At 66.5% G+C, this 23,229-nt stretch carries 24 protein-coding genes; 20 read left to right on the top strand and 4 right to left on the bottom strand.

The window, feature by feature from the left end; all coding sequences use genetic code 11:
* The first annotated feature begins 95 nt into the window (after positions 1–95).
* Positions 96–1,118 carry a permease gene (locus tag ACFYO5_RS25395; protein ID WP_388712738.1) on the top strand — a complete coding sequence of 341 codons (1,023 nt, stop codon included), beginning with the start codon at positions 96–98 and terminating at the stop codon, positions 1,116–1,118.
* A complete protein-coding gene (locus ACFYO5_RS25390) occupies positions 1,115–1,849 on the top strand; it encodes a TIGR03943 family putative permease subunit (protein ID WP_388712735.1) in 735 nt (244 codons plus the stop codon). The genes ACFYO5_RS25395 and ACFYO5_RS25390 overlap by 4 nt, the downstream gene beginning before the upstream one ends.
* Positions 1,850–1,892: 43 nt before the next feature.
* Here the strand turns inward: ACFYO5_RS25390 and ACFYO5_RS25385 are convergent, their stop codons facing one another.
* Positions 1,893–2,183 (bottom strand): zinc-ribbon domain-containing protein, encoded by a 291-nt coding sequence (locus tag ACFYO5_RS25385; protein WP_356560720.1) that lies wholly within the window; start codon positions 2,181–2,183, stop codon positions 1,893–1,895.
* Positions 2,184–2,583: 400 nt separating this feature from the next.
* On the opposite strand from ACFYO5_RS25385, the gene ACFYO5_RS25380 reads away from it, so the two are divergent.
* The 3 genes from ACFYO5_RS25380 (at position 2,584) to ACFYO5_RS25370 (ending at position 5,270) form a co-directional block, all read left to right on the top strand.
* Positions 2,584–3,381 (top strand): maleylpyruvate isomerase family mycothiol-dependent enzyme, encoded by a 798-nt coding sequence (locus ACFYO5_RS25380; RefSeq protein ID WP_388712731.1) that lies wholly within the window; start codon positions 2,584–2,586, stop codon positions 3,379–3,381.
* 738 nt (positions 3,382–4,119) lie between these two features.
* Entirely contained in the window at positions 4,120–4,773 is a 654-nt protein-coding gene (locus ACFYO5_RS25375; RefSeq protein WP_388712728.1) for a serine protease, read from the top strand.
* Positions 4,770–5,270, top strand: a complete 501-nt coding sequence (locus ACFYO5_RS25370) for a hypothetical protein (protein ID WP_388712725.1) — start codon at positions 4,770–4,772, stop codon at positions 5,268–5,270. The genes ACFYO5_RS25375 and ACFYO5_RS25370 overlap by 4 nt, the downstream gene beginning before the upstream one ends.
* 63 nt (positions 5,271–5,333) lie before the next feature.
* Here ACFYO5_RS25370 and ACFYO5_RS25365 read toward each other — a convergent pair whose 3' ends face one another.
* Together ACFYO5_RS25365 and ACFYO5_RS25360 are read right to left on the bottom strand one after the other, a co-directional pair.
* A complete protein-coding gene (locus ACFYO5_RS25365; RefSeq protein ID WP_388712722.1) occupies positions 5,334–6,581 on the bottom strand; it encodes an XRE family transcriptional regulator in 1,248 nt (415 codons plus the stop codon).
* 158 nt (positions 6,582–6,739) lie between these two features.
* Positions 6,740–7,075, bottom strand: coding sequence for a winged helix-turn-helix domain-containing protein (locus ACFYO5_RS25360; protein WP_388712719.1), 336 nt, complete (start codon positions 7,073–7,075; stop codon positions 6,740–6,742).
* Between the two features lie 378 nt (positions 7,076–7,453).
* Here ACFYO5_RS25360 and ACFYO5_RS25355 point away from each other — a divergent pair, with 378 nt between their 5' ends.
* The 11 genes from ACFYO5_RS25355 to xerC all read left to right on the top strand — a co-directional run bounded on the left by ACFYO5_RS25355 (position 7,454) and on the right by xerC (position 16,816).
* Positions 7,454–7,747, top strand: coding sequence for a hypothetical protein (locus ACFYO5_RS25355; RefSeq protein WP_388712715.1), 294 nt, complete (start codon positions 7,454–7,456; stop codon positions 7,745–7,747).
* Positions 7,744–8,742 carry a DUF2637 domain-containing protein gene (locus tag ACFYO5_RS25350; protein WP_388712712.1) on the top strand — a complete coding sequence of 333 codons (999 nt, stop codon included), beginning with the start codon at positions 7,744–7,746 and terminating at the stop codon, positions 8,740–8,742. The genes ACFYO5_RS25355 and ACFYO5_RS25350 overlap by 4 nt, the downstream gene beginning before the upstream one ends.
* Positions 8,742–9,122, top strand: coding sequence for an RRQRL motif-containing zinc-binding protein (locus ACFYO5_RS25345; RefSeq protein ID WP_388712709.1), 381 nt, complete (start codon positions 8,742–8,744; stop codon positions 9,120–9,122). The genes ACFYO5_RS25350 and ACFYO5_RS25345 overlap by 1 nt, the downstream gene beginning before the upstream one ends.
* Before the next feature lie 90 nt (positions 9,123–9,212).
* Entirely contained in the window at positions 9,213–11,453 is a 2,241-nt protein-coding gene (locus tag ACFYO5_RS25340) for a cell division protein FtsK (RefSeq protein ID WP_388712706.1), read from the top strand.
* 140 nt (positions 11,454–11,593) lie between these two features.
* Positions 11,594–11,869, top strand: a complete 276-nt coding sequence (locus ACFYO5_RS25335; protein ID WP_266518752.1) for a hypothetical protein — start codon at positions 11,594–11,596, stop codon at positions 11,867–11,869.
* Positions 11,866–12,057, top strand: coding sequence for a hypothetical protein (locus ACFYO5_RS25330; RefSeq protein WP_388712703.1), 192 nt, complete (start codon positions 11,866–11,868; stop codon positions 12,055–12,057). The genes ACFYO5_RS25335 and ACFYO5_RS25330 overlap by 4 nt, the downstream gene beginning before the upstream one ends.
* A 14-nt stretch (positions 12,058–12,071) precedes the next feature.
* Positions 12,072–12,533, top strand: coding sequence for a hypothetical protein (locus ACFYO5_RS25325; protein WP_388712700.1), 462 nt, complete (start codon positions 12,072–12,074; stop codon positions 12,531–12,533).
* A gap of 160 nt (positions 12,534–12,693) precedes the next feature.
* Positions 12,694–13,584 (top strand): bifunctional DNA primase/polymerase, encoded by an 891-nt coding sequence (locus ACFYO5_RS25320; RefSeq protein WP_388712697.1) that lies wholly within the window; start codon positions 12,694–12,696, stop codon positions 13,582–13,584.
* 349 nt (positions 13,585–13,933) lie between these two features.
* Positions 13,934–15,109, top strand: coding sequence for a DUF3631 domain-containing protein (locus ACFYO5_RS25315; RefSeq protein ID WP_388712694.1), 1,176 nt, complete (start codon positions 13,934–13,936; stop codon positions 15,107–15,109).
* A 217-nt stretch (positions 15,110–15,326) separates the two neighbouring features.
* The gene (locus ACFYO5_RS25310) at positions 15,327–15,536 is read left to right on the top strand and encodes a helix-turn-helix domain-containing protein (RefSeq protein WP_181868062.1); all 210 of its coding nucleotides are present in this window, start codon (positions 15,327–15,329) and stop codon (positions 15,534–15,536) included.
* Between the two features lie 74 nt (positions 15,537–15,610).
* Positions 15,611–16,816, top strand: a complete 1,206-nt coding sequence (gene xerC, locus ACFYO5_RS25305) for a tyrosine recombinase XerC (protein ID WP_388712690.1) — start codon at positions 15,611–15,613, stop codon at positions 16,814–16,816.
* Positions 16,817–17,130: 314 nt separating this feature from the next.
* Here the strand turns inward: xerC and ACFYO5_RS25300 are convergent, their stop codons facing one another.
* On the bottom strand, positions 17,131–17,517 hold the full coding sequence (locus tag ACFYO5_RS25300; protein ID WP_388712687.1) for a hypothetical protein: 387 nt from the start codon (positions 17,515–17,517) through the stop codon (positions 17,131–17,133).
* Positions 17,518–18,014: 497 nt separating this feature from the next.
* Here ACFYO5_RS25300 and ACFYO5_RS25295 point away from each other — a divergent pair, with 497 nt between their 5' ends.
* The 4 genes from ACFYO5_RS25295 to ACFYO5_RS25280 all read left to right on the top strand — a co-directional run bounded on the left by ACFYO5_RS25295 (position 18,015) and on the right by ACFYO5_RS25280 (position 23,160).
* The gene (locus ACFYO5_RS25295; RefSeq protein WP_388712684.1) at positions 18,015–18,728 is read left to right on the top strand and encodes a serine protease; all 714 of its coding nucleotides are present in this window, start codon (positions 18,015–18,017) and stop codon (positions 18,726–18,728) included.
* A gap of 1,024 nt (positions 18,729–19,752) precedes the next feature.
* Positions 19,753–21,555 (top strand): hypothetical protein, encoded by a 1,803-nt coding sequence (locus ACFYO5_RS25290; RefSeq protein WP_388712681.1) that lies wholly within the window; start codon positions 19,753–19,755, stop codon positions 21,553–21,555.
* A 259-nt stretch (positions 21,556–21,814) separates the two neighbouring features.
* Positions 21,815–22,663, top strand: coding sequence for a helix-turn-helix domain-containing protein (locus ACFYO5_RS25285; RefSeq protein WP_388712678.1), 849 nt, complete (start codon positions 21,815–21,817; stop codon positions 22,661–22,663).
* A 95-nt stretch (positions 22,664–22,758) separates the two neighbouring features.
* Complete coding sequence (locus tag ACFYO5_RS25280) at positions 22,759–23,160, top strand: ATP-binding protein (RefSeq protein WP_388712676.1); 402 nt, start codon at positions 22,759–22,761, stop codon at positions 23,158–23,160.
* Positions 23,161–23,229 lie beyond the last annotated feature (69 nt).

Here is a 23,229-nt window from a genome sequence, read left to right as displayed (position 1 = left end):
CGGCACGGGTGGTTCCAGCTCCGCCCTGAACGGGCACGACCGCGAGCCCGTATGAGAGAGGAGGGAGAACCATGGAACCCGGAGGTGCCCCACCCGTGGCCACAACCGAACAGGCCCCGAAGAAGCCGGGCACCCCGAACGGGGACGACAGCCCGCCTCCCGAGTCACCCCGCCGCCTGACCTCCCCCCTGGCTCTCACCCTCCTCCTGCTCCTCATGGTGCTGGCGCAGGCGCCCCTGCGTCGCGCCCTCGCCGCCCCGGTGATGCAGACCTGGACCACCGTGTTCGTGGCGGTGATGATCCAGGCGCTGCCGTTCCTCGTCCTGGGCGTCCTGCTGTCGGCGGCGATCGCGGTCTACGTGCCCCCGTCGTTCTTCGCCCGCGCCCTGCCCCGCCGCCCCGCGCTGGCGGTCCCGGTGGCCGGGCTGGCGGGCGCGGTCCTGCCGGGCTGCGAGTGCGCGTCCGTACCGGTCGCCGGCGCGTTGGTGCGCCGCGGGGTGACTCCGGCGGCGGCGCTCGCGTTCCTCCTGTCCGCCCCGGCGATCAACCCGATCGTGCTGACGGCGACGGCGGTGGCGTTCCCCCGCGACCCGGAGATGGTCCTGGCCCGCTTCGTGGCGAGCCTGCTGGTCGCCTGCGTGATGGGCTGGTTGTGGCACCGCCTGGGCCGCGCGGACTGGATGCGCCCGCCGACGCACGCGCGGCACGAGGGCCAGAGCAGGGGCGAGGCGTTCTGGGCGTCGACGCGCCACGACGTGATGCACGCGGGCGGCTTCCTGGTGGTGGGCGCGATGGCCGCGGCGACGCTGAAAGCGGTGGCCCCGGAGCACTGGCTGCGTACGGCGGCCGACAACCCGGCGGTGGCGGTGCTGTCGCTGGCGGTGCTGGCGGTGGTCCTGTCGATCTGTTCGGAGGCCGACGCGTTCGTGGCGGCGTCACTGACCCAGTTCTCGCTGACGGCCCGGCTGGCCTTCCTGGTCGTCGGCCCGATGATCGACCTCAAACTGTTCGCGATGCAGGCGGGCACGTTCGGCCGCGGTTTCGCCCTCCGCTTCGCACCCGCCACCTTCGTACTGGCGATCACCGGAGCGGTCCTGACCGGGGCGGTGCTCCTGTGAACCGGCAGGCCCAGTCGGCGGTCCTGTTCCTCCTCGGCGCCGGCCTGCTGCACGCGGGCACCACCGACCTCTACCTGCGCTACGTGAAGGCGGGCCTGCGCCCCCTGCTCCTGGCGGCCGGTGCCGTCCTGATCGCGACGGCACTGGCCACGGCCTGGTACGAACGGCGCGCGACGCGCCGCGAGAGGTCCTCCGGCGCGACCGCCGCCAAGGCCACCGCTCACCCCGAGCCCCGCATCTCGTGGCTGCTCGTCCTCCCCCTCCTCGCCCTGATCCTGGTCGCTCCGCCGGCCCTCGGCTCGTACAGCGCCACCCGCACCGGTACGGCCCTCCAGGAACCGCTGGCGTACCCCGCGCTCCCCGCCGCCGACCCCCTGCGCCTCAGCGTGGTCGACTACGCCGGCCGCGCGGTCTACGACGACGGGCGTACGCTCACCGGCCGCCGCATCCAGCTCACCGGCTTCCTCGCACTGGACCACGACGGCACCCCGTACCTGGTCCGCATGGCCCTCAACTGCTGCGCGGCGGACGCCCAGCCGGTCAAGGTGGGCCTGACCGGCCGGATCCCCCCGGTACTCCAGCCGGACACCTGGCTGGAGATCACCGGCACCTACACCCCGCACCGCGTCAAGGACCCCGTCAACGACGGCCCGATCCCCTTCATCCAGGTCACCGGCGCGAGGCCGGTGCCGACTCCGAAGGATCCCTACGACGAGACGTGGAACACCTGAGACGGAAGAACCCTCAGGAGAAGAACCCTTCGGAGGAGAACCCTCAGGACTGGTACGGCTGCTGCTGCGGCTGCCCGTACGCCTGCCCGGACTGGGCGCCGGCGGCCTGCGCCACCAAGTGGTCGGCCTGCTCCTTCACCAGCTTCTGCTCCGCCCCGCAGAACGTGCACTGCGTGGCGTACTTCGTCGAGATCGGGAACAGCGGCACGAAGAACAAGGTGAACTTCGTGACGCGCTTCCTCAGTGTGTGTGCGGACGGGTTACCGCAGCGCCCGCACACCAAGGTCAGTATCGCGAGCTGGTACAGATACCCCTTGGTACCAAAGATGATCATGTCGCCGGTCCTTTCCCGGTCGGTGCCCCCTCCCACAGGACAGGGAAGCAGCGTCTGACACCACCCACCATGCCACCCACCCACCGCACACGATCCCCCGGCCGGCCACCCCCGAGACCGCCCCACCACCCGACCTGCCCAGCTCCCGCCACGATCGGGACGGGCGAGGTGGACGGGGATAGGCACTGAGCGGCGGCAGCAAGTGGAAGAAGGAGGCGAAGGAAAAGCAGGGAACGCCGGGCGTACAGCCGCCACCAGCGTCCTCGCAGCATTGCGCAATTCGTCACCGGAGCGCTGGGAGGCGAGGAAGACGTCCGCAATGGCCAACGGGCGGTGGCCAACGGGCGGTGACGGTGAAAACCGCTGTCCGATGACCGAAGCACGGTGATAGACATCCGAGGTGGAAAGAAGCCTTGAGTTCCCTGACCTGCTGCGACTGATCGATGAACGGTCGACCGCCTTCCGCGCCGCGGTCGCCGCCGCTCCCGGTCTCGACGCGCAGGTGCCGACCTGCCCCGGTTGGACGCTGTTCGATCTGGTGAAGCACCTGGGTGGGGGAGACCGTTTCTGGGCCGCCATCGTCGGCGCGGGGCCTGCCGACGCTCCCCCGGCCGAAGCCGCCGCCGCGCGCGCCGCGCTGGAAGTGCCGCGGGAGCGAGAGGCCCTGCTGGCCTGGCTGGCCGCGTCGACGCAGCTCCTGCTGAGCGCCCTGCACGAGGCAGGACCGGACGCCGGCTGCTGGGCGTGGTGGAGTGCCCTGCAGACGCCGCGGACCTCCGGCGGAGTCGCCCGGCATCGGGTCCAGGAGACCGCGGTGCACACCTACGACGCCCAGCTCGCCACGGGCGCCCCGCAGCCGCTGCCGAACGAGGTCGCCCTCGACGGTGTCGAGGAGTTCCTGTTCACCTGCGTCGCGTCGCACAGCGCATGGCCGCACAAGCCCACGGCCTTCGACTTCCACGCCGCCGAGGGCCCCTCCTGGCGCCTCACGGTCGACGGCGACGGCGCACGCTCCACCCGCATCCCCGCGCCCACAGCCGCGACCGGCCAGGACTCGGACGAAGCCGGCGCCTCCGTCCACGGCACGGCCAGTGATTTGGTCCTCTACTTGTACGACCGTATCCAGGCCGACTCCTTGCACGTCGACGGAGACGCCGGGCTGCTCGACCTGCTCCGCGCCTGGGAGCCGGAGGAGTAGGACGTACCGGGGGCGGTTGGCCGCGCCGCGATCCGGTAGGACACGACTCTTCGCCAGGCCCGTCGGTCCCGGCACCGTGCTCGAACCCGCGAGAGGACCTAGGGACACCACCAAGCCGCCCGCCCACCTGGCCAGAGCCGCTTCGTAGGAGGACCAGACCTTCTCTAGGCATGGGCACGGGTGCCAGAGGCGGCCCGGGCCGGCGTTCACCTCACTGCGACGCTCGTGCAGTGGTGCGCCCCTGGTGCGGCCACGCGGACACCACGAGTGGCGCCAGGAGCGGTGCGTGCAGTTCCGCCCCGCACCGCATCGCCACGCACGCAATCACGCAGCAACACCAGAGGGCCCTCACCAATCCGGCGAGGACCCTCTGACCTGGTACTTCTCTGTCGGGGTGGCGGGATTTGAACCCACGACCTCTTCGTCCCGAACGCGATCGGTATCTTTGTGACCTTGCTGCGAGGGCGCCGACCTGCTCGTTCAGCTCCAGCACGGTCCACTACCGTCCAGGACGGTCTCGGCGCAGCTGTTTCATTTGGCCCCCCGTTTGGCCCCCTGCCTGTTCGCTCCTCAGGCCGCATTTGCGCTGATCAGCGCTGCTGGCCACCGTCGGGTGCGTGACCGTGCTCGACAGGGGTAGTGCGCTGCTGTTGCCGTACGGCATAGGGAACATGTGGGAAAGCGGCGCAGGGCATGGGCGCAGATGGCACCATCTGAGCACTTGACGATGGAGGGTGCGTGAACTTCTACGGCCACTTGGTCCTGGCCCTGGCTAGAGTCGAAGGGGGACAAGCGCAGCTACTAGGTTCTTGTTTTCCGGTTGGGCCTAAGCATTTGGCGACAGCTCTACATGTTGTTGCCCCCAACGATGATGGTCTCGTTGCATTTCTCCCGGCAATCTCAGGGATTTCTGATTATCAAGACACGTCTCAAAATGGCTGGCGGGGATCTCCGGTGAAGATTGCGGCCGTTGATGCCATTAGGGACATCTGTATTCTTGAAGTACCGGACGACTGGACCTTTGCATTGGGGCACAGTTTGACCGGAACTGACGTCATTTCTCTTGGCGATGAGGTTCACGTATACGGCTATCCTCATATGGATTTCGGGCGCAAGGTAATGACAATCCAGCGGTCGCATGTCGGGGCGAAGGTGCTAATCGCTAATCACGGCGTGAAGGTTAAGCATGCGGTAATTAATACGCAGTTGAGGCCGGGTCAATCCGGTGGTCCCGTGTTTGATGTGGCTACCGGAACTCTTTGTGCGCTAGTAACGGGTAACTATGCCCCGGACGTTCGCGGTACGCTGCTTGTTTCTGGAGTGGACCCCGTTACTCTCCACCAGACGGGCCATGCCGTAAGCGCGGAATACATCAAGGATATGGTGCCGTGACGGAAATAAAGCAGCTTGTAGTTGACGACCAGGACTTTTGGTTGGGTCAACTGCCGAGCTATCAGCAGTCCGGTATCCGGTCGATGCTCGGCTCGGGGTTGGGTTTGGAAGATGCTGCCGCGGCATGGCTGAGTGGAGCGGTGGCTAGTAATACGGCACCGTTCAGTGCAGGCCTCGGTCCAAAAGTGTTCTTTGAGAAATTTCTCGATCAGTTGCACGATTTTCTTTGCACGGGGCTTAATTACGAAGAAGAGCGTGCAGCAGTAATGGCTGGATTCAAACCTAAGCAAGCGGGGCTAGCAGCAACCATCTCGGCCGCGATAGCCCCCCATCTACAGGCTGCACCTGCGTTTTTGACTCCGGCTATTGCGCTAACCGTTTGCGCCATCGCAAAAATGGGACTTGGGGCCTGGTGTCAGATGCAGACTGAGCGCCGTGCGTCGGCGGAGGGTGATCCTTCACCGCCGAGCACGGATCCAGATGGACCAGCTAGTTAGCCGGGAACGCTGAAGGTAGGAGGGTGCGCGGCAAGCTTCGCCGAATCTCGCATGTTCGTTAATTTACCGAGGCATGAATCCGGGCTTCTGCTCGGCGAGCGAGTGAAGCCGCGCGAGGTAGTCCTGTGCCGCTGGTTCGGAGCTATACCGGTTCCTCATCTCGGCAGCAAGTTCGCGGCTGGTCATGATGAGCGACGGCACTGACTGCCGGTCCCCTTCGAGGGCGCGTTCGCCCATCGTCAGCGCCTGCTCCAAGTCCCCTTCACGCGCCGCCGTGACTCCGAGCGTGACCCGCGCTTCCGCGTTACGCATCGGTGAGCGCTCGGTGCCGTCGAAGTCTGTTCCTGCCCTCAGCACCTCTTCGGCGAGCGTGCGCGCAAGCTTGTCTTCGCCGACCAGGCGGTAGCAGTCCATCGCGTAGAAGTCGAACTTGGCGGGGTCCACCACGAAGTGGTTGTCCAGGTTCTCGGGGTACGGCATCCCTTCGAGCAACCGTCGCCCCTTGTCCAAGGCGACCTCGACTTGCCGGCGGTCCCCGATCCGAGCCCACGCCTTGGCCTCCTGACCTGCGAGCTGCACGGCCACGCCGTGGTGCGCTGCCGTCTCGGCTCCGGCCCGCGCCGCCGCGATGACGCCCCGGTAGTCGCCGGTCGTGAGGGCGAACCATGCCCGCATCTCGTGCGCCCATCCGGCGACCTCCGCATGGTCTGCCTCGGTCGCGAGCGAGAGCGCCGCCTGTCGCGTCGACTCAGCCGCGTGGCGTGCGCCCGTGTCGTACTCGACGCAGCCGACCAGTAGAGCGAGCCAACCAGACAGCGCGAGCACCTCGCGGTGCTGTGCGAGGGTGAGGCTCTTCGTGTGGAGTTCAACGACGCGGCGCAGCCACTGCCGACCCTCGATGAGAAGCTGCTCGCTCGGCATGAACGGGTACTCCGAGGCAAGCCGGTCCGCCGTGATCCGCAGAGCATCGAGCGTGGCGTTGTCGACGTCAGACCGGTTGAGACGGCTCACGATCTCCAGCGTCTCCATGCCGGACGCTGCCAGGATCTCCTGGCCCCCGTCCCGCCGTGCGGGCGCCGGGAAGAGTGCGTGCGTCACGGTTCCGAAGAGGGCCGCGATGATCGGTTGATAGAAGTCGTTCGGCATCTGGCCTGACTCCCAGCGCTTCCACTGGCGAATCATGCTCTCTTCCGCGGGGAGCTCCGTGGGAGCGTGCGCCCGCAGCGCCCTTACCGCGTCACGCTGCGACCAGTCGCGGGCCGCTCGTTCGGCAGCGATGCGCCGCGCCCATGCGGGCCTGTCGTCGGTCATGCGCCCTCCTCTGAGTGCCTAGTCCGAGTCTCACCCGCAAGCCAGGGGGACAGGGAAGGTGACACCGGGGTGTCACTGGACATGTCCCCACCTCCGCTTCGTCGTCCCCTGGCTGTCACTTACGTCACAACTCCCTTTCCTTGCATGCTGGTTGCAGATCACGCACCACCCGGAGCGCAGCGGTCTTCGAGCGCCGCGACCCGTTCAGTCAACGTCTGGATCTGGGAGAGGATTTCCTTGATGTCGTCGCGCACGTCGCTGCTGGGGGAAGCCCCGTCGCTGACGAAGTTGCCGAGGTTCCCGGCCGACACGATCAACCCCTCGGACCGGAGCGCGGCCAAGCCGTTCTGGATGGTCTGGCTCGCGTATCCGAACCGGTCAATCAACTCTCGCTGCGACGGGAGCTTGTCGCCCGGCTTCATTCTCTTGATGTCCTCGCGAAGTGCATCCGCGACCTGCACCGCTTTCGGCTTCGGCCCTCCTGTGGCAGTCATGCTCTGAGCGTACCCACCACAGCGAACTAGGGCGCATCACCTCACAGGGGTTGTGCACCACAGCGAACTAGTGCAAGCTAGTCAACGAGCGGCCCCCGGATTCCTCGGGATGGCAACCGCTTGACCTGCACGAATCGCTCGGGATTGCCCAGCCGGAAGGCGGCTTCTGCCGCGCGCCGCGGGCCCCGCGCTGATCGCACCTTGAGAACTCAAAAGTGGACCAAAGATCACAGACCCGATGGTCGCAGGCCGGGTTCGACTCCTGGCCGGGGCACTTTCCCCTGCCGCGTTGCGGCTCGGGTTCATCCGGAGCAGTCACCGTCTCACCACAAGCCTGCGGCCGCTCCGGCTTCCTGTCCCTCCGATTCAGGAGCCCTCATGCGCACCTACATCGGCGGCCATCAGGCCGTCTCCACGAACGACTTCATCGAACTGGCCCTGGGCACCCCGGTTGAGCTGTGGCTCGGGGAGGAGGGCGAGACGGAGGAGGAGCGCGCGGCCCGGCTGGACGCCGCGCGCGACATCCTCGCCGAGAGCCCCGGCCTCCCGGACGTGGTGACTCGGGTCGTTGCCGAGGTGATCGAGGCACAGGCCCCGGAGCTGTTCAATGTCGTCCCGCTGCCCGGCCCGACCAAGCGCCGTCGGCCCTCCCGTAAGGGGGCCGCGGCATGAGCACCCCGACCAGTGCCGCTGAGCGTCCGGCGGTGCCGCCGCTGACGCGCCCCGAGATGGGCCTTGCCGGAGTCGGCGCGCTCGCCGCGGCCGGAGTCGGCGCCCTGGGGCTCATCTCCTCGTTCGACGCTGTGTCTGCCGCCGCTGCCCGCTGGGGCTTCGGTGAGCCGTGGATGCTGCCGGTTGGCATCGACGTGGCCATTCCTGTCTTCACCGTCGCCAACCTGCTGTTGATCCGGATGGATATGGCGCTCGCGTGGGTGCGGTTCGTGCCCTGGGTGCTCACCCTGATCACATGCGGGCTGAACGTCGCCGCCGGACACGAGGTGTGGGCCAAAGTCGCGCACGGCACGATGCCGCTGCTGTGGGTGGTGTTCTCCGAGATCGGCGCACACATCTACGCCGTTCGGATTGGCGCCGCCACCGGCCGCCGCATGGAGAAGGTTCGGTTCTCTCGCTGGTTGCTGGCGCCGCTTTCCACGTTCGCGTTGTGGCGGCGCATGACGCTGTGGGAGGTCACCTCCTACGGTGTGGCGCTTGCCTGTGAGCGGGAGCGACAGTTGGCCCGTGCTGACCTGCACGAGCGGTTCGGCTGGAAGTGGCGTTGGAAGACGCCTCGGCGCGAGCGCGTGATGTTGCGGATGGGCGAACTTGCCCCTGCATCGGAGCAGGAAGAGACACCCGCGCCGCCTCCTGCGGATCCGCCGGCATCCCCGGCCGAACCCAAGCCGCGCCCGCGCCGCCGCCTCGCCCCCGGCAAGGCCAAGGCCAAGACTCAGCGCACCTTCGAGGACGCGTTGAGCGAAGCCCGAAAGGTCACTGCCGAGTGGGCGGAAGCGGAGCTGACCGCGGACCGCATCCGCACCACACTGCACATGTCGCAGGCCAACGCCCGTAAGGTGCGCGACACCCTGAAGACCGAGCGTGCCGACGGCCGCTCGCTGCACTCCGTGAACCGCCCGGAGGGCGAGGCACCCGCGGCTGAGGCCGCCTGATGTCCCCGGCATTAGGCAAGTGCTACGACCCCACGGGCGCTCGCCACGGTATCCCCACCTACCCGTGGCGGTACGCCCCCGACGGGCTCGCCACGCGCCGCCAACTACGCGCCCGCGGCTTACGTCCGGGCGGTCAGCCGATCGCGGCTCAGGTGCTGCGCCCGCGCTTCCGGCGCGGCCCGTTGGTCGCCTACCTCTACCGCGTCGACCGTGCCAAGCCGGTCCGGCCGATGACGCCCGGCAAGCGGGCCGCGCTCGCCAAGGCCATGCGTGCCCGTCGTACCTGCCCGGTCTGCCGGACGGATGCCGGATACGTCATCCCTGGATCGCTCGGCATGTGCGTGCCCTGCGCCTACCCCGAGGAACAGCGCGCTGCCTGAACCACTCATCACCATCCGGCGGGGCCGGTCCGCTCACCTCCTACAGCGACGGACCGACCTCGCCTTGCCTCCCATTGGAAGGAACCCTCAGTGAAGCACCCCGACGACGACAACGAACTGTTCAACCGGCTCGAAGCCGAGATGGCAACCGACTCCCGCCCCGACTCTGGGGGCGAGGTAGTCGACCTCGGCAAGGCCCGGTCGGCTCGCAGCGAGTCGGCCGACCCGACCGCCCGACCCGACGCCGACCCGTCGGCCGACCCCGAGTCCGGTCGGTCGGGTGCCGAGTCGGGCGACCCGGCCGCGCGCGTGATGGTCGACCGGCCGACGCCGACCGCCACCGGTCCGGGCTACCTTGGTCGGCTGCTCGGTGCTCAGCGCCGTGCGGTCGTTCCGGTGTGGTTGCGATCCGTGGCGGAGCTGCGGACTGCATCGGCGTGGGTGGCCCGCCACTACGCCCACTCGGTCGGCTATCACGCCCTGCGCTCCCCGGTCTACGCTGCCCGCCTCACCCTGCAAGCACCGTCCGGCGCCGCGAAGTTCGTGGGCGGCACGATGCGGTGGGTGGCCGACCGCGAGGGGGAGCCGGTCCGACTCGCCGCGGTGCGGCGTGAGGACGCGGCGGAGTACCTGAAGCTGTCGCGGCAGCGCGACGGACGGGTCCGACTGCGCACTCTCGTGACGGTGCTCGCGATGTTCACCGGACTGGGCGCCGCACTCGCCATCTACGTGCTCGCTCCCGACTGGCTTCAGGCCCTGTCGGTCGGCGCGGTCGTGATGGCGCTCGGGTTCGCTGGCCGGAAGCCGGATGCCCCGGTCATCCACCGGGCGGTGGAGCTGCCCACGGCGGTCAAGCTCACCAGTGACATCGTGCTGCGGGCGCTCGGCTCGCTCGGTATCCCCGCCATCAACCAGGCACAGGCCAAGGGGCGGGACGGGTTCGAGTTCACCGCCCCGATCACCCGCGACGGCCCCGGCTGGCGTGCGGAGGGCAACCTCCCCTACGGCGTCACGGTCACGGACATCATCGAGCGGCGCGAGCGGCTCGCGTCCGGCCTGCGGCGCCCGCTGGGGTGCGTGTGGCCGGAGGCGGTGGCCGATGAGCACACCGGGCGCCTGGTGCTGTGGGTGGGTGACCAGGACATGAACAGGGCCAAGCAGCCTGTCTGGCCGCTGGCCAAGTCCGGGTTGGTCGACCTGTTCAAGCCGGTCGACTTCTCCACCGACCAGCGGGGCCGCTGGGTGGGCCTGACGTTCATGTACATCGCGGCAATTATCGGCGCGATCCCGCGCATGGGTAAGACGTTCCTGCTGCGCCTGTTCGCGCTGATCGCAGCGTTGGATCCGCGTGCGGAGCTGCACACCTACGACCTCAAGGGCACCGGTGACCTGGACCCGGTCGGCGAGAACGTCGCCCACAGGCACCGTGCCGGCGAGGAAGACGAGGACATCGAGTACGCCATCGCGGACATGCGCGAGGTCCGAGGCGAACTGCGACGCCGCGCGAAGGTGATCCGCTCGCTTCCACGGGACATCTGCCCGGAGTCCAAGGTGACCAGCGAACTCGCCTCCAAGCCGAGTCTGGGACTGCACCCCATCGTCATCTGTGTGGACGAATGCCAGGTGTGGTTCGAGCACGACAAGTACGGCAAGGAGTTCGAGGACATCTGCACCGACCTGGTCAAGCGGGGACCAGCCACCGGGATCGTGCTGATGCTGGCCACCCAGCGGCCGGACGCCAAGTCGCTGCCCACCGGGATCAGCGCGAACGCGGGCGTGCGGCTGTGCATGAAGGTCATGGGTCAGACCGAGAACGACATGGTGCTCGGCACGTCCTCCTACAAGCGGGGCGTACGCGCCACCATGTTCGCCTGGGCGGACAAGGGCATCGCCTACTTCGTCGGCGACGGCTCGGATGCCCGGATCATCCGGAGCGTCTACGTGGACGCTCCGGCTGCCGAGCGGATCGCGCTGCGAGCCCGCAAGGCACGCGAGGATGCCGGGACCCTGTCCGGCCATGCGCTCGGCCTGGAGCCGGAGTCCACCGCGGGCAACGGCTACGACCTGCTCGCCGACATCCTCGCCGTCATTCCCGCCGATGAGCCCAAGGTGTGGTCCGAAACCGTCGTCGCCCGGCTTGCCGACCTGCGCGAGGACGTCTACGACGGATGGGACCCCGAAGGGCTCGCCGCCGCGCTCAAGCCGCACGGTGTCTCCACCATCCAGGTGGGCCGCCGCATCAAGGGCAAGGTCGTCAACCGGCGCGGCATTGACCGCTCCCACATCGTCGCCGCGATTGCGGAGCGTGACGGAAACCGGGACGCGAGCTGAGGCTCCGGGGCTGCTAGCGCTAGCAGCGCACCCCGCTAACGTTAGCGGCCCCGCTAGCGCCCCAAACCCGCTCTGATCAGGCTGCTAGCGGATAGCGGCCCACCTGCGGAAACCCCTGAAACCGCCTGGAAGGGCCCGTCATGACCCCTGCCCTGCTCGCTATCACTCTCCTGCTTGGCGTGACTCTGTGTTACGTCGCTGTGTGTGCTGCCTCGCCGTTCGGCCCCTGCCGCAAGTGCCGCGGCTGGGGCTTCGAGATGAAGACCGACCGCAAGGGCCGCATGAAGCGCGGCAAGGACTGCCGCCGCTGCAAGGCCACCGGCAAGCGCATACGCGTTGGCCGCTGGCTCTACAACCGCTGGGCCCGCATCTACCGCGCCGGTACCGACACCCCCCGCCCGGAAGGATTCCGATGATCCTGAACATCTCTGCCGTGCTGCTCTTCGGCGCCGCGTCTGCCCTCGCCGTCAAGACCAAATCCGCCGGAGGCGGCGCGGCCATCGTGCTGTTCCTGTTCGGCTTCTTCGCCGCCGGGACCGGCGCCTACGAGCCCATCCACAACCTCGTGCAGGCGGGCGCCACCGCCCTGGGCGACCTCGGCTGACAGGAGACCCCCTCATGACCCCCGCCAAGCCCATCGTTCCCGGCCGGTGTGAGGCGACCGTGGAAGTCCACCGGCCCACCCCGCTCGCTCCGTTGCCGTCGGCGCCCGTGGTACCGGTGCAGCCGGGCACGATCCCGGCGGTGACGAGCATCGTTCTGCCGGACGGTCGCGTCGTCACCGGCTACACCCTCGAACTCGCCAAGCCCGAATCCGTCGCGGCCAAGCCGCCCGTCTCCCGCGCGGCGGTGAACATCGCCCTCGGTGGCATCGGCTTCGGCGCCGTCTGCGGCGGTCTGTTCCTGCTGACCGCGTTCATCACCGCGCTGACCGCGCTCATCACCCAGCTCATCACCCTCGCCGCCGTCATCTTCGGTGGCTGGGTCGCCGTACAGGTCCTCAGCGCGAGCGGCCACGGGCGCGGGACCACGGTCAACATCCGCAAGGCCGTCTTCAAGCGCAACCAGTTCCACGCCTAGCTACGCCCGAGGCGGGCGCCGTCTCACCACAAGCCTGCGCCCGCCTCGGTTCTCCAGTCCCTCCAAGAGAGCAGGAGACATCCAGCATGACCCAACGAGCGTCATTCGGCGAGGGCCGTCCGGCCCATGCCACCCCATCGAGCATGACGGGGGTGACGGCATGAACCGTCACCTCCTGTACGCCGCGCTCGACGCCGCGGAACGGGGGTGGGCCGTCCTCCCGCTCCGTCCGGGCGACAAGCGTCCGGCCCTGCACGGTGAAGACGTCTGCCCCGGCATTGGGGACTGCGCTGGCGGTCACCGCAAGTGGGAAGAGCGCGCCACCATCGACCCAGACCGCATCCGCCGTGCGTGGGGCGATCTGCCGTTCAACGTCGGCATCGCGACCGGCCCGTCCGGGCTGGTCGTTGTCGATCTCGACATGCCCAAGCGGAAGAGCAGTACGGGCACGCCTAGCGGCGTGACGACCTTCATGGCGCTCTGCGAGCGCGCCGGGCACGCGGTCCCCACCACACGCACGGTGCGGACCGCGAGCGGTGGAGTCCACCTGTACTTCACCGCCCCGCCCGGCGTCCGGCTCGGCAACACGGCCGGACGGCTCGGCAAGCGCATCGACACCCGGGCATGGGGTGGCTACGTCGTTGCCCCCGGCAGCCTCACCACCACGGGCGCCTACTCGGTCGTCAACGACATGCAGCCCGAGCCCCTGCCGGATTGGCTGTGCGCCCGCCTGACGGGCCGTCAAACTTCGCGGGCACTAACGGCTGCACCGTCGTCCGTACGGGCGTCCAGCTACGCCGCAGCGGGCCTGAACGCTGAAACCGCGTCCGTACGGCAGGCCCCTGAGGGCGAGCGCAACGCCACGTTGCTCCGGGCGGCGCGAGCCCTGGGGCGGTTCATCGCGTCGGGCGACCTCCCCAGGGAGCAGGTTGAGGAGGCTCTTCAGTGGGCGGGGGAGCAGGCCGGTCTGTCGCCGCGGTCGTGTGAGGCGACCATTCGCAGCGGTCTGAACTGGTCGATCGCCCGCAACGGGCAGAGGAGGGCGGCATGAGCACCCCGCCTCGCCCCTCACTGAAGAGCCTTCCCGACACCCCGACCGGTCCGCGCGCCGCCGCACAAGCCGCGCCCGGTCCGGCCGTGGGCGAGCCGAAAGGCGCCGCCCGGAAGGGCGCCCGAACTGCCCTTCGTCCTGAGCCGCACCGGGGCGACGGACGGTTCCCGGTCGCGTGGCTGTGCATCTGCGCACCGCGCGACGCCGTGCCTACCGCCACCTCGAAGTGCCTGTGCGGCAGGGACCGCAGCGCCGTCGGACACACGAAGGTGCTCGCCCTGATCGAAGACCACACCGCCCACCGCGACACATGCCCGCTCCGCACCAATCAGGAAGGGAGGCAGGCGGCATGAGCGCCAATCCGCCGGCACCCGCCATGGACGGCTCCGCACTGCTCGATGAGGTGGAATCCTTCCACCGGCGCTTCAACATCTTCCCCCTCGATGCCGCGTACGTCGCCGTGGCTCTGTGGGACGCGCACGCGCACCTGCTCGACTGCTTCGACTCCACACCGCGGCTCGCATTCCTGTCGCCGGAGCCAGGTTCGGGCAAGTCCCGTGCCCTTGAGATCGTGGAAACCCTCGTGCCGCAACCGATGGTCGCGGTCAACGCCTCCGCCTCCGCGCTCTTCCGTGCGGTGTCCGGGATGGAGGGACGGCCCACGATCCTGTTCGATGAGATCGACACCGTTTTCGGCCCCAAGGCCGGAGAGAACGAACAGCTCCGAGGCTTCCTGAACGCAGGTCACCGACGCTCCGGCGTCATGTGGCGCTGCGTGGGCGACGGCTCCAATCAGCAGGTACAGGAGTTCCCGTCGTTCTGCGGAGTCGCGGTCGCCGGTCTCGGCTCGCTGCCGGACACGATCCTGACCCGTTCGATCATTGTCCGCATGCGCCGCCGCGCACCGAACGAGCGGGTAGAGCCGTTCCGGCAGCGGATCCACGAGAAAGAGGGGCACGAGCTGCGTGACCGGCTCGCCGCTTGGGCGGAGTCCGTGCGCCACTTGGTCGACGGGGTGTTCCCGGAGCTGCCGGAAGGCATCAGCGACCGGCCCGCGGACGTATGGGAACCCCTGCTGGCCATCGCAGACGCGGCGGGTGGCGCGTGGCCGGAGCGGGCCCGCGCCGCCTGCATCGAGCTGGTGAACGCGGCCAAGACGAGCGATAAGGGCAGCGTCGGCATCCGCCTGCTGTCCGATCTGCGCGACTACGTGTTCAACGGCATCGACCGTCTGCCCACCGTCGCCATCCTCGACAGGCTGCACAGCCTCGAAGAGGCGCCGTGGGCGGACATGAGCGGCAAGCCGCTCGAAGCCCGTGGGCTGTCACGGATGCTGCGGGAGTACGTGACCGCGGACAACACCCCCATCGCGGCCCGCAACATCAAGGCAGGCGGAAGCGTCATGAAGGGCTACTACGCGAGCGATCTGCACGACGCGTGGCAGCGCTACTGCCCACCCCCCGCGGAAAGTGCGCTACTTCCGCTACCTCCGCTACCGGGCAGCTCAGAGGCGGTTTCCGGGTAGCGGCAAGCCGCTCCGCATCCGCTACCGCAAGACCCCATCCGCTACCCGCCCCGCGGCCACGAACCCGGGGCCGGTAGCGGCTCCGTCCGCTACCGCACCCCCTACCCGCTACCTGGATCATGCGTCTGACCAGGGCGGTAGCGGAGGTAGCGGAAGTAGCGGACCTGACAGGAAGGGGGTCACCGCCCCCGGAACCTTGCCGAGGAGGCACCGCCGCATGGCAACCGTTGCTGAACCTGCCGAACAGCTCCTCTACCGCCCCGAAGAGGCGGCCAAGGCTCTCAGGATCGGACGCTCGATGGTCTACGAGGAGATACGCCTCGGACGACTTCAGACCGTCCGCATCGGCCGTCGCCGACTCGTGCCGCCGGAGTACATCGCTCAGTACGTCGAACTCCTCAAGCGCGAGGCAGAGGCCACCGCCTGAACTTCCCATCACCTCAGTTCCACAGGGCCGCGCCCACCAGGGCGCGGCCCTGTCCTATGGAGGCACAACAGAAAATGAGCGAGACCCCGAAACGCGCCCAAAGGGCTGGCCACGGTTCAGACACGATCTATTGGGACCCCGTCAAGAAGAGCTTTGTGGGAGCCGTCTCCCTGGGGTACGCCCCGAACGGCAAGCGCCGTCGACCGAAGGTGTACGGCAAGACGAAGACCGAAGTACGCCAGAAAATCCGGGACTTGAAGAAGGAGGTGCAGACCGGCGTCAAAGCGCCGGCGAACTACACCGTGGCCGATGCGGTGAACGACTGGTTGGAGCGCGGGCTGAAGGGGCGCGACGAGAAGGGCACCATCGGCAAGAACCGCTCGATGGCGAACAAGCACCTGATCCCGTTCATCGGCAAGGCCAAGCTGAAGGAACTCAGCGCGGACGATGTCGATGACTGGTTGGACGACAGGGCCGAATTCCTCGCGACGCGAAGTCTGCGCGACCTGCTCGCCATCCTGCGCCGCTCCATCGCACATGCTCAGCGCAGGGACAAGGCCGGGCGGAACGTCGCCCTACTCGTCACCGCGCCGGAGGGCCGCCCCGGTCGGCCGAGCAAGGCACTGAACCTGGAGCAGGCGAAAGCCGTGCTCACCGCCGCGCGTCCGTCACGGCTGTACGCCTACCTCGTGCTCTCGCTCCTTAGCGGTGTGCGTACGGAAGAGGCGCGGCCCCTCACCTGGGATCACGTTTTTCTGGAGACGCAGGACGGCATCCCGCCTCACGTCGCGGTGTGGCGTTCGGTGCGCAAGCACGGTGAGACGAAGACCAGGAAGAGCCGCCGAACCATCGCTCTACCGATGCAGGTGGTCGCCGTCCTCGAAGAGCACATGAGATGGCAGAAGCAGGAGCGGGCATCGAAAGGGATGGAGTGGAGCCCGACCGGCCGCGTCTTCACGACCCGGAGCGGCGAGCCGCTCGACGCGGCCAACGTCCGGCGAGACTTCAAGGCCATCGTGAAGAAGGCCGGACTGAAGCCTGAGTGGACGCCGCGGGAGCTCCGGCACAGCTTCGTGTCACTGCTCTCCGACCACGGCATCCCGCTGGAGCGGATCGCGCTCTTGGTCGGTCACAGTAGTCAGGCGACCACAGAGGCGGTCTACCGCAAGCAGCTCCGGCCCGTGATCACGCAGGGAGCTGAAGCGATGGACGACATCTTCGCCGAAGATCAGGAAGGGGAGGATGCGGAGGGCCAGGAAGAGGGCGACGCGGTGGCCTGATCAAATTCGTTTGGCCCCCTGTTTGGCCCCCCGAGCATGACAGAGGCCGTGTACTCACGTGAGTACACGGCCTCTGACCAGCGTCGGGGTGGCGGGATTTGAACCCACGACCTCTTCGTCCCGAAGCAACTCGGGTGGGGGTGCTGCCTTGGACTGGTGCGTCTTTCACCTGCGCTGACGGTCCGCAGACGTCCGCGCTCGTCCGCCGTTGTCCGTCGGCGTTGTCACGCAGTTAGACACTCACTGGCTGGGGCGCTCGACGCTCTAGCCGTGCTCAGGAGCGGGCCCGGTACAACCTCGTACCCACCTGCCTGTCAACGGTCCTTGCCGAGAGTGGGAAGGCCGCCACGGAAGGGGCGGTACGCGGAGCCGTTCGCGCGAGGTGTGATGCCGAGCTTCTTCTTCAACGCAGCCAGGTGCTCCGCATCCGCGGCCGCCTGCTTGGCTTCGTCCTCGGCGGCCCGTAGCCGTGCGGCCTCCGTGTCGGAGACGATGCGCTTGGCCTTCCCCGCGTTGATGTCTTTTGTCTCTAGGAGGAACCCGAGGCCCCACAGCCGGTACCGTTCGGCGGCCTCGTCGTCGCCGCTCTCGAGCGCCTCGCGCTGCTGCGCTTCGAAGTGCCGGGCCATGTCGACGCAGAAGGCGTGCCGGCTTTTACCGATCCAGGTTTTCCCAGACATGGTGTTGCCGCTGGCTCCCATGGTCTTCCCCCTCGACGCCTGTGACGGATCGTAGGCGCCTAGGGGGGAGAGCGGGCGACTTTCGCGGAGTTGTGTGGGAAGCGAGCTTGGTTGGGCCGGGGCTCGTGGCTGTCCGCGACGGCGGCTGCCTGCCCATGCCGTCGGCCAGAGCGAGCCGCGACGGCCGACTGTGAGCCCTCAGCTTGGGAAGCTGCGGGCAATTGCGGCAGAATCACACGCTGACCTGGGCGGATGGTTCCAGGTGGTCTAGTTGGGCCCTGCTGCTTTCCACCGTGGTTCCCCGTTGTTCCCCGCCAGATCTGGTGCGCTTGTGGTGCAACCCGTCACAGGCATGGTCCTGCGGGATGACCGTGACTTCGTCCTTCACCGACATGGGTGCCAACGCTCCCGCAACTCCACGGTCACGATGGAAGCGTCGGCAACTGCCACCCCTGGAGCCCTTCAAGGGCATCGCGCCGAACAAAGCAGCGGGTTCGCCCGCTCCGATACAGTTCGCCATGACCGAACGCGACTACGACATGTTGTTCAACATCGTCGTCCCTGTGATGAAAGTCCGAGTCACGTCCGAGACCACCGTACGCAACGAGGGTTTCGCCGGTACCGCCTTCCTACTCAAGCACGCCGGCGGTCACGCCGAGCCCCTCGCAATCACTGCCCGCCACGTTGCCGAGCAGCTAACCCCTGGGGAAGCGGCAGTCCTCTTTCGAGGCACAGATGGTGCCTGGCAGCCCGCCGCAGTCCAGGGCATTGAGCTGCACCCCACTCAGGACGTTGCAATCTTGCGCTTGGAGCCTGGCACCTACGTAGCCCACTGCGTACTCAGCCGTAGACAAGAGCACGCCTCGTTGCAGTACATGCTTTGGGGCTACCCCGAGGCAGTGTTGTACGAGTCCATTTCCGACGACGGCATCGCCCAGCAGCGACCCGACCTGATCTATTCGGAAGGGCACATTCGGCGACGCATAAGTGACCTCCTGCCGGGCATCTACGGCTCCCGCTTCTTCGAGCTAAGCACACCCGCTGGTCCAGGTTGTTCGGGCGCGCCACTCATCGCCCGGTCGCCAGGGCGTTTTGACGGCCCCGATTGGCAAGTCGTGGGGGTCTACGTTGGTGAACGCCATTCCCACCCTGGAGACCTGTTCGTCGGCTACGGGGTGCGTATTGCCGACATCGACCAGGACGCAGAGGACTGGTCGGCTCTCTTCGCGTGATGGCATGGCAAACGGCACTGTGCCATCAGTGGCTATACGAGAGGTGTGCGCGCACCTCATGCCGAGCAGTCGGGACTGTGCCTGAAAGGCTCTTGGCAGGGCACGCAGGCCACAAGATCACGAGGGCTGAGGTTCCAGAGAGGTTCCACAGCACGAAAATGCCTCCCACCTGCACTGTATGCGCAGGTGGGAGGCATGATCACAAAGACTACTTCTTCTTGACCTGGGTCTTGCCGGGGATCTTGGTGAACTGGGTTTTTGCTGGTCAGGGACTGTGGGCTCGTGCGCCTGGTGGTGGTCGTTGGTCGTTGTTGGCCACCGTTGAGCGTCCTCGGACGGCCCAGATACGGCCCAGTGGACGGACCAGCCCTGCCTCGCTCGACCGACGGCCAGCCCCTCGATGCGCCATGTCCGAACCTCAGCCGACGACAGTCAGCCACGATGGCGGGGGCGCCGACCGATCAGGCGCGCGTATGTCTCGCTGCACCCCCACCGGTCTCAGCCACGTTGCCAATGCCGTCGACCAGAGCAAGCCACGACGGTGGGCCAGCCAGGACGATGCCTAAGCCATCAGTTCATTGTGGGCCCTAAGGCTTACGGGGAGGGCTGTGAGCGCCGGTGTTGGACGATGTCGGTTGCTGCGGTTGCTATACAACAGAATCCTGACCGGGAGTGAGGTCATGACGCGAACAGATCGAACGGCTGCTGGGCGGTGGCGTCGACACGCCGTCGACCGCTTTGTCGGCTCTCCGCCGACGCTTTCACGTCGTCTGTGACGGAACGACGTGTGCGAGTCACTCGCGACGGTCTACGGACGCTGTCTCCATCGCACCCTTCGGAAAGGCATCGAGACCTCCGGCCTGGCGAGGGCCGTGCAACACCTCGACCTAAACGGCCGGCTGGTTCGACTGGGCCAGATCAGGACTGCCGACGGGTCGTGGGACTTTAACTGTTCCCGACCAAGACAGCAGCGCACTGGTGGCACAATGAAGCACTCCGCGTCATTATCTAACTGGGAGACCCGATGCCGCGTGTCGAGTGGGCCGCGCTGAGCGGCGATGAGGTCGAGGCTGTTGTATCTAATCTTCTTTACAATGAGTTTCCGACTGCGACCCGGATCCGACCTTCACAGGGAGACTATGGGATCGATGTTCTGATCCCAAGCTCACCAAATCGCGCAATTTTCGACATTTACCAGATCAAGAAGTTCGCGACGAATCTAGGCGATTCCGAGAAGAGGCAAATTAAGAGCTCTTTCCGGCGCCTACTCATCGGGCTTGTTCGTAGGGGTATCCCGGTCGGCGACTGGTACTTGGTTATGCCGTTGGATCCAACTATCGAGAACCGGCTAGACTGGTTCAATGCGATGCCTAATGACGTAATCCAGGCAATGTTCAGTGATGGTGAACTAGCGCTCGCAGACCAAGAAAGAGAGCAGATCCTCAACTGGCTTAACCATGACGGTCGCATCATTGAATGGAAGGGCAATCTCTTCTGCGAAGCGCTCGCTAGTAAGTACTGGTTTGTCCCAGATTACTACCTTCATGGTGGCAATGAGCGAGTCCGAGCAGCCGTCTCTGACGTCGCGGTAATTCTGCATCGGGATCTGACCCTTCCTGAAGAGCACCCAAAGGACGCGACGTCAATTCTTACTCCCTCTGAGGTCGCTGACCATCTTGCTCGCCTACAACGGGCACTAGACGGAGATCCCCATTTCCGGTACGGAGTCAGTTTCGACCCGCGTCGGCCACAGTTGACAGCGGAACCCGGCCTCGTGGCGGCTACTCAAGAAGTAGCGCCTGATGGATCATGCCTCACCTTTAAGATTTTCCAGCGCTCGAATGAATCTCTCAATGAGCGCCCGATTCCGATTCGCTTGAATTTTCAGGTGACAGAGGAATCATTTCAAGCCTTTGAGCTGTGGCGTAAATATGGCAAGCCGGTCACTCTGCCAGCAGAAATGGATGCTAACCTCCCTGGCGGGTTGGGTGGAAAGATCAGTAATGGAACTATAACGATCACGCCCGCCGATAATGATCCGCATGAGAGTCGATATCGTGTAGTGACGCCCACTGGTAATGTGGCAGGGGAAGTCACATTTCGGATGGTGTCTGCCACGGGCCCTGATGGAACTGGCCGCTGGCTTAGTGGAACGGATCCGAGCGGCGCCGTATCGATTGATGCCCTGGTAAGCGCGACCGATCGCAAATTCAAGGCCCAATTTAAGGTTAACGATATTACCGATCGTGATCCAACAGCGGCCGCGCCCGCACTGGAGTTCATGGCTGCGCTCGATTCGCCTAATCGACTGCAAGTGGCAGCGAAGTATGGGCCCTTTTTTGACATCGAGCAGCTCCCTGAGAACAGAGAAAAACTCCCCGATCTTATCGCTCGCTTTGTTCGCGCTCTGGCCGTTTTTCAAACACGCACAGCTGAACAGCTTGCCATTCCCGATCTATCCGCAATGACGATTGCGGACGTACATCGCGTGATAGATTCCGCAGTTCTTATTCAAGGTCAGGTCATCATCAAGACCTGGGATGGCTTTTCCGTCCCGTCCGTGAATCCTGGAGTTCATTTGGATCCTGATGGGCACTATCAGATTTCAATTCTTAGACCTCTGCGTCTCAAGATTGCCGAACGCGAGATTTCGGTCGGCACGGTTGAAACCGTGGCCCTATCGGCAAAGGTGGTTACCCATAGCGACGGATCTCTTTCCATATTGCCCGCTACTAACAACACGGCTCATGAACGGTTTGCAGAGGAAGAGCCGATGCCTTCGGGCGGGGAACTTCCGGTTCGATGGCGCGAAGTACCCCGACTGTAGGACCCACGGTTTGGTCGAGGTTTGCAGGCGATCAGCTTTCGGCTTGGTGGCTGCCTCTCGACCTGCGAGGCCCGGGCGCCGGCCGGGCTGGAGCGGGACGGAGGCAGGAGCGCAGGCCCGGCCGGGGGCCGGGCCTCGCGCGGGGAGCGGAGCGAGCCGCCTTGAACCAGTAGAGAAAGTTTGAATCGTGGCTGCTCTGCCGGTGCTGATCTGGCTTCCGTCGGCCGGTACCGCGTCCCTCGTGGTGTAGAACCCTGGCATGGGGAGTGAGCGGCGAGAGCTGATGAAGGCGCTTGGGGCACGTCTTCGTGGGCTGCGTGCAGAAGCCGGCCTGACGGGTGCCGCCTTGGCGGAGCGGGCCGGTGTGGGTCAACCGACCGTGTCCAAGGTGGAGAACGGGCGGATGGTCCCGAGTGCGGACGTCCTGGATCGTCTGTCGGATGCTCTCGGCCTGGACGGGTCGACCGCTCGTGAGGTGTGTGACCTCCTGGTCGCGGTGATGGCCGCATCGGAGACCGCCAAGGCTTCCAGTGAGGCTCTTGACGGAGCGACCCTTGATGAAGCGGTGCGATCCGCTCGGCTGGTCCGGTCGTTCCAATGTGTCGTCCTGCCGGCCATGCTCCAGAGTGCGGAGTACGCCCGGCACGTCTTCGACAGCGCACCTCACACGACTCCTGAGGTAGTCGGCCGAGCTGTGGCCGCCCGTGTCGAGCGGCAGAGCCTCTTGTACGAGCCTGGGCGCGAGTCGGTGTTCGTACTGACGGAAGGCGTGTTGAGGACGTGGCCGGGGAGTCCCGCGCTGATGCTCGCCCAGCTCGACCGGTTGATGGCCGTAGAGAGCCTGAGAACCGTCCGTCTCGGCGTCATCCCGTGGCGTCGGCCTGTGCCGGTGATGCCTCGGCACGGCTTCACCCTGTGCGACTCGCGTGCCGTGGTCGTCGAGACCTTCCGCGGCGAACAGGTCGTGGACGACTCCGCCGAAGTGGCCGCGTACGAGGAGACGTTCAGCCGCTTCGCGGGGGCAGCGGTCTTCGGGCCTGAGGTGCGGGAACTGCTGCTTCAGGTGATGGCGGAGTTCCGGGATCTGGAGACTTCCGCCACCCGTTAGAGGAATAATTCCTCAACATGCCTGGCTCTGTGGTGTCGCGTGGGAATACTCTGCCGCTGTGCTGTCTAGTCCCCTAGACGAACTGGAGCTTTCCCATGTCCAAAAAGTGGGCCCGCATGTTCCCTGGCCAAGTCGGACACGTGGCCGAAGCGCGCCACTTCGTTGCCGCTCTCCTTGAGGGCGAGGACTCGACCCTCGTCGAGGATGCCGTCCTGGTCGTCAGCGAACTGGCGACCAACGCCGTCCAGCACACGCGAAGCGGCTGGTATCGCGGATGGTTCCTCGTGGTCATCGGCTTCACTGACGACCTGCTGCGCATCCAGGTGACCGATCAGGGCGGCGACGAAGAACCGATGGTGCGGGGCGTGAAGACTCTGGTGGACGAAGGCGGCCGCGGACTCCTCCTCGTCGACGCGTACGCCAAGGACTGGGGAGTGAAGGACCGGCCCGGCGGTGCACGCTGCATCTGGGTCGACCTGGCGCGGGTGAGCGGCTGATGATGGCCTGCGCCTCGGTGGTCTGCCCCGGTCTGTCGGGCGGTGGGGCGTGAGCCCTCGCGGGGTGCC

It is taken from the genome of Streptomyces sp. NPDC006259 (assembly GCF_042870975.1).
GTDB lineage: Bacteria > Actinomycetota > Actinomycetes > Streptomycetales > Streptomycetaceae > Streptomyces.
The sequence above is the reverse complement of the archived record's forward strand: the minus strand, read 5'-3'. Positions and strand labels throughout refer to the sequence as shown.

Coding starts and splice junctions, on each gene's coding strand:
- ACFYO5_RS25320 (WP_388712697.1), top strand. CDS start 12,694: ATGAACCGTCACCTCCTGTACGCCGCGCTCGACGCCGCGGAACGGGGG.
- ACFYO5_RS25345 (WP_388712709.1), top strand. CDS start 8,742: ATGTCCCCGGCATTAGGCAAGTGCTACGACCCCACGGGCGCTCGCCAC.
- ACFYO5_RS25300 (WP_388712687.1), bottom strand. CDS start 17,517: ATGGGAGCCAGCGGCAACACCATGTCTGGGAAAACCTGGATCGGTAAA.
- ACFYO5_RS25335 (WP_266518752.1), top strand. CDS start 11,594: ATGACCCCTGCCCTGCTCGCTATCACTCTCCTGCTTGGCGTGACTCTG.
- ACFYO5_RS25280 (WP_388712676.1), top strand. CDS start 22,759: ATGTCCAAAAAGTGGGCCCGCATGTTCCCTGGCCAAGTCGGACACGTG.
- ACFYO5_RS25385 (WP_356560720.1), bottom strand. CDS start 2,183: ATGATCATCTTTGGTACCAAGGGGTATCTGTACCAGCTCGCGATACTG.
- ACFYO5_RS25350 (WP_388712712.1), top strand. CDS start 7,744: ATGAGCACCCCGACCAGTGCCGCTGAGCGTCCGGCGGTGCCGCCGCTG.
- ACFYO5_RS25295 (WP_388712684.1), top strand. CDS start 18,015: ATGACCGAACGCGACTACGACATGTTGTTCAACATCGTCGTCCCTGTG.
- ACFYO5_RS25330 (WP_388712703.1), top strand. CDS start 11,866: ATGATCCTGAACATCTCTGCCGTGCTGCTCTTCGGCGCCGCGTCTGCC.
- ACFYO5_RS25285 (WP_388712678.1), top strand. CDS start 21,815: ATGGGGAGTGAGCGGCGAGAGCTGATGAAGGCGCTTGGGGCACGTCTT.
- ACFYO5_RS25360 (WP_388712719.1), bottom strand. CDS start 7,075: ATGACTGCCACAGGAGGGCCGAAGCCGAAAGCGGTGCAGGTCGCGGAT.
- ACFYO5_RS25315 (WP_388712694.1), top strand. CDS start 13,934: ATGAGCGCCAATCCGCCGGCACCCGCCATGGACGGCTCCGCACTGCTC.
- ACFYO5_RS25365 (WP_388712722.1), bottom strand. CDS start 6,581: ATGACCGACGACAGGCCCGCATGGGCGCGGCGCATCGCTGCCGAACGA.
- ACFYO5_RS25310 (WP_181868062.1), top strand. CDS start 15,327: ATGGCAACCGTTGCTGAACCTGCCGAACAGCTCCTCTACCGCCCCGAA.
- ACFYO5_RS25325 (WP_388712700.1), top strand. CDS start 12,072: ATGACCCCCGCCAAGCCCATCGTTCCCGGCCGGTGTGAGGCGACCGTG.
- xerC (WP_388712690.1), top strand. CDS start 15,611: ATGAGCGAGACCCCGAAACGCGCCCAAAGGGCTGGCCACGGTTCAGAC.
- ACFYO5_RS25355 (WP_388712715.1), top strand. CDS start 7,454: ATGCGCACCTACATCGGCGGCCATCAGGCCGTCTCCACGAACGACTTC.
- ACFYO5_RS25290 (WP_388712681.1), top strand. CDS start 19,753: ATGCCGCGTGTCGAGTGGGCCGCGCTGAGCGGCGATGAGGTCGAGGCT.